Below are 3,860 nucleotides of genomic sequence, written 5' to 3'. Positions count from 1 at the left end.
AACCATAATATTGGCTACATTCGGCTAGCAGATTTTAGCAGTCATGCTTCTAGCCAAATGCGACGAGCAATCAACAATCTAAAACGTCAAGGGGTTGATGCCTTTGTGTTGGATCTGCGCGGTAATCCAGGAGGATTGCTATACGCTAGCATTGAGATTTCGCGCATGTGGATGAATAGTGGTGCGATCGTCCGCACAGTTGATCGGGGCGGTAAAGGGGAAGAAATACGCGCTAATCAAACAGCACTGACAGATCTACCCCTAGCTGTGTTGGTCGATGGTAACTCTGCCAGTTCTAGTGAGATTTTAACGGGAGCACTGAAGGATAACCGACGAGCGATCGTCGTGGGCAGCAAAACCTTTGGTAAGGCCTTGGTGCAGTCGGTACGCTCTCTGTCTGATGGGTCAGGGATTGCGGTGACGATCGCCCACTACTACACACCTAATGGCACTGACATTAGCAAAAAGGGGATTACACCAGATGTGTTGGTTGACCTAAGTTCAGAGCAGCAGCAATTCCTAGGCCAAAATCCTGAACTTATCGGCACGTGGCAAGATCCGCAATACCTGCGAGCCGTGATGACACTGCGAGCGACTGCCCTTGCCAACCCTGCTCAACAGGCCAACAATCAACCGAATCGCTAGTCAAGCTAGGTGTCTAGTTGACGACAATAGCAAGCGTTCCCACCATACCTGCTTCGGCATGACCAGGAATAGAACATCGCAGAGAGTAAGTGCCTGATTTCATGGGAACAAACACCCAATCAGCACTTGCTCCGGGCTTTAGTTCCAAATCATGGATAGCCCCTTTAATTTCAACCTTACCGGCATCGACCTTCTGAGTCCAGATGCTATCAGCAAAATCTTTAGCGGTGAAATAGTGCTTTTGGGTGCTAGGGTTAGACAGCACCAGCTTGTAGCGATCGCCGACCTTAAACGTTAAGTGGTCAGGCACAAATACAAACCGATTGTCACTGGTGCCTAGACTGACTGCCTGTTCAATCACAGGTTGACGAGCGAGGTCAACTGTCGTAGCAGCATTGGCTGCTGACGGTAACCATCCACCCCACAGCAAAAGACCAGCTATGCAACCCCATAACCAGGCCGCAATCTTAACGTGCCAATTCATCTGCCTTCTTTGCAAACTCAATATCTAAATTAGTAATGCCCCCGGCATCATGGGTAGTTAGGTCAATCGTCACCCGGTTGTAGACATTAAACCATTCCGGGTGATGTCCCATACCTTCTGCCACCAGCGCCAAACTGGTCATAAACCCAAATGCCTCCACAAATGAGGCAAACTGAAACTTACGGTGGAGCTTGCCATTCTCAATACTCCAACCATTAAGTTGGAGCAGAGCAGCACTCAGTTCCTCACCAGACAAAAGTTTTAAGGTACTCATGGATTGATTACAGAACGCAACTGTAAACTACTGCCCCCAGGCAGGTGCCCCTAGAGCAACTAGCTGTCGGCTGGCGTGACTGCTAGTGTAACTGATTGCAACCATCAGCAAGCTAATCATCACCACGACTAGTATAGAGTCTAACGAATTGTATAAGGCGCTGCATAGCTCTCCCTCTGTAAGTGTTGACTAGGATTCCAATTTTGCTGGATCCGAGGTTGATTCGGTGGGTGAGGTAACTGATTTGTCTTGTCCAGAGGTGCGGCGCTCTTTCTGTTTACGATCAGCCCTGAGAATGTCTGCCATCACCTGCTGAGCTTGCGCTAGTTTTTCCAAGTTGCTGCGATACAGAGAAACGTCTTTTTTGAGCTTGTCAAGTGGTAAGTTCAGTTCTTTACAGAGCTTGGTAAATACTTCCGTTTGACAGTTTTCGTCCTTTGAAAACTCGGGGTTAGCCAACTCTAACAGTGTGTATAGTCCGATCGCGAACAGCCGACTGTATTTAAAGCGTCCTTGGCTCTTCAATCGGGTTAACACCTCTCTCAGGAGAAAAGTGTCCTCCAGCAAGCTAGGATCTAACAAACTGTTGACCACATCTGAAAATGACTTGCCAATAACCCATTGCCCTAGGGCTTCGGCATCACGGCGATAAACCTGGGGGTCGCCCTCAACTGAGCGGCACAGTGCGTTAAAGATAGAGGCCACATCAGCTTCTGGACGGTATCCCTGCATGAATCGATCAAATGCAGACACGACCCCAAATCCATAAATTGGGTCATAACTGAAATCTACGTTGACAGATAGTAGGTGCATTTCCACCATCAGCTCATCTATCACTCGCCGATAGATTGAGGAGATAGGGCGAGTATGCAGAGTGTAGAAGGTGCGCTTGGCATCTGAAACAGTACGGACGGTGTTCACAGCAAATCACTTAGGGTGGATACTACTATTGTTATGCCTGATGGTCACTTTGCCAACCATCCTGCATGGTTGCTTACTTTGTGCCAATTCTACATACCCAATCGTCTGGAACCCCCTACTTCTAAGCCACAGAGATCACTGGTTGCCGATAGGATGAGGGTGTAACATTGTCCCGATCGCTGCCATAGCTTAAGGCTAACCTGTCCAGCCATAGTATCTCTACAGTGAAACTGTAGGCCTTGTTGGGTGGGTGTACGCACAAGCGTGCCCGATCGCTGGGTCGTTCCTATGATTTCAACGGCATAGAGATCATTGTCAGCTACAACTTGCCAATAGCCCCAGGGCTGCACATCCCATTGTACTCGTCCTGTCCATGGTGCAAATTCATAGAATCTACCGTGATAGTGAATCCCAACTAGGGCAACTGTCTCTGTCCACCACAGCACAGTACGATATCCACCCGCTGCTGTTAAGGCAAGGTCAGACTCCCCTTCAAAACAGTTGCAGTTGATCCAAAACCACCAAGTGGGAAAGGAACCACCCCAGTTTTTTTCCGCATAGGCTGGTGCCTGCTGGAAGTCATAACGCTGTTGATTCCACTCTATCCAACCTGTGGCATACCCGTGTGCCATCAGTACTTGCCACCCAGGTTCAAAAATTTGTAAGTAAGATAACCAGCCTGCTGTAGATTGCTGACGACCCCCAGCGTTGCCCCACCCATAGACGGGTGTGATGTGATATTGCCACCGAGCTGACTGACCTGAGCCAACATCAATGAGTGATCCTTGATTCCAAGTTGCTGTGGCCCAGTAGGTATTTGACTGTCTGCAGTTGTCTCTAGGCTGCCTGGGTTCTACGCTCGCTGAGCAGTTGTCAGCCGTGCCTTGCCCTAGTGCCCAGCGATCGTACCGCGCCCAAAATTGATCGACATGGGGAAATGTGCGACACAGGTATTCGTCGTTAGGGCCTAATATTTGGGCTGCACTGCCACTGTGGGGACGATTGCCAATGGGGTCTTCGATGGAATACATGAAAGCAAATCCCTGGCGATAGGTAGGTAAGGTGACTCGGTAATACCAACCTTCAAAGAAGCGATTGCAAGTGCCCGTCCAGTGATAGCCACTATGGGGTGTAGTCACTGCTCTCTGGGTGCTAGTTGGTGTTGTATCGTTACCCATACTCACTTAGTCGGACTCGGGCTGCACACTACCCAATAGCCCATTCCACAATGCCCCAATGCCAAACAATCCTAGGCAACAGCCAACAAATCCGATCGCCCCCCATCCACCCATCACCAAGAAGCGAGCACCATTGGCGATGGAGACTGACCTGGGGTTACGGGCATCATAGACCACTGCGATTTTCTTGCCGACATAGGACGAATTACAAACAGTCTCGTCCAAATGTTCTATAACTTTGCCATGGGTTGTCTGGAACCGAATAATAGGACAATTTTTTTCAATTATGGTGAAATCATACTGCTGAATTTCTAGCTTCCTTAGGGCAATAACCTTGCCTACGGCGGGTGTAGTCTGA

The 3,860-nt window shown here is 49.2% G+C and carries 6 protein-coding genes; 1 reads left to right on the top strand and 5 read right to left on the bottom strand.

Translation table 11 applies throughout. The annotated features are described in order from the left end of the window. Positions 1-645: S41 family peptidase (locus NZ772_15355; protein MCS6814932.1), on the top strand; the 645-nt coding region annotated here is incomplete at its 5' end. 13 nt (positions 646-658) lie between these two features. Here the strand turns inward: NZ772_15355 and NZ772_15350 are convergent. The 5 genes from NZ772_15350 to NZ772_15330 all read right to left on the bottom strand — a co-directional run. Continuing rightward, positions 659-1,129, bottom strand: coding sequence for a plastocyanin/azurin family copper-binding protein (locus NZ772_15350; protein ID MCS6814931.1), 471 nt, complete (start codon positions 1,127-1,129; stop codon positions 659-661). Further along, positions 1,113-1,403, bottom strand: coding sequence for a 4a-hydroxytetrahydrobiopterin dehydratase (locus NZ772_15345; protein ID MCS6814930.1), 291 nt, complete (start codon positions 1,401-1,403; stop codon positions 1,113-1,115). The genes NZ772_15350 and NZ772_15345 overlap by 17 nt, the downstream gene beginning before the upstream one ends. A gap of 189 nt (positions 1,404-1,592) precedes the next feature. Beyond that, positions 1,593-2,324: a photosystem II biogenesis protein Psp29 gene (psb29, locus tag NZ772_15340; GenBank protein MCS6814929.1), complete on the bottom strand. Its 732-nt coding sequence runs from the start codon at positions 2,322-2,324 to the stop codon at positions 1,593-1,595. Between the two features lie 89 nt (positions 2,325-2,413). After that, positions 2,414-3,502, bottom strand: coding sequence for a tocopherol cyclase family protein (locus NZ772_15335; protein ID MCS6814928.1), 1,089 nt, complete (start codon positions 3,500-3,502; stop codon positions 2,414-2,416). 6 nt (positions 3,503-3,508) lie between these two features. Beyond that, the coding region (locus tag NZ772_15330) for a DUF3592 domain-containing protein (GenBank protein ID MCS6814927.1) at positions 3,509-3,860 on the bottom strand (352 nt) is incomplete at its 5' end.

It is taken from the genome of Cyanobacteriota bacterium (assembly GCA_025054735.1).
In the GTDB taxonomy this organism is placed as follows: domain Bacteria; phylum Cyanobacteriota; class Cyanobacteriia; order SKYG9; family SKYG9; genus SKYG9.
This window is presented reverse-complemented; position numbering and strand designations above follow the sequence as displayed.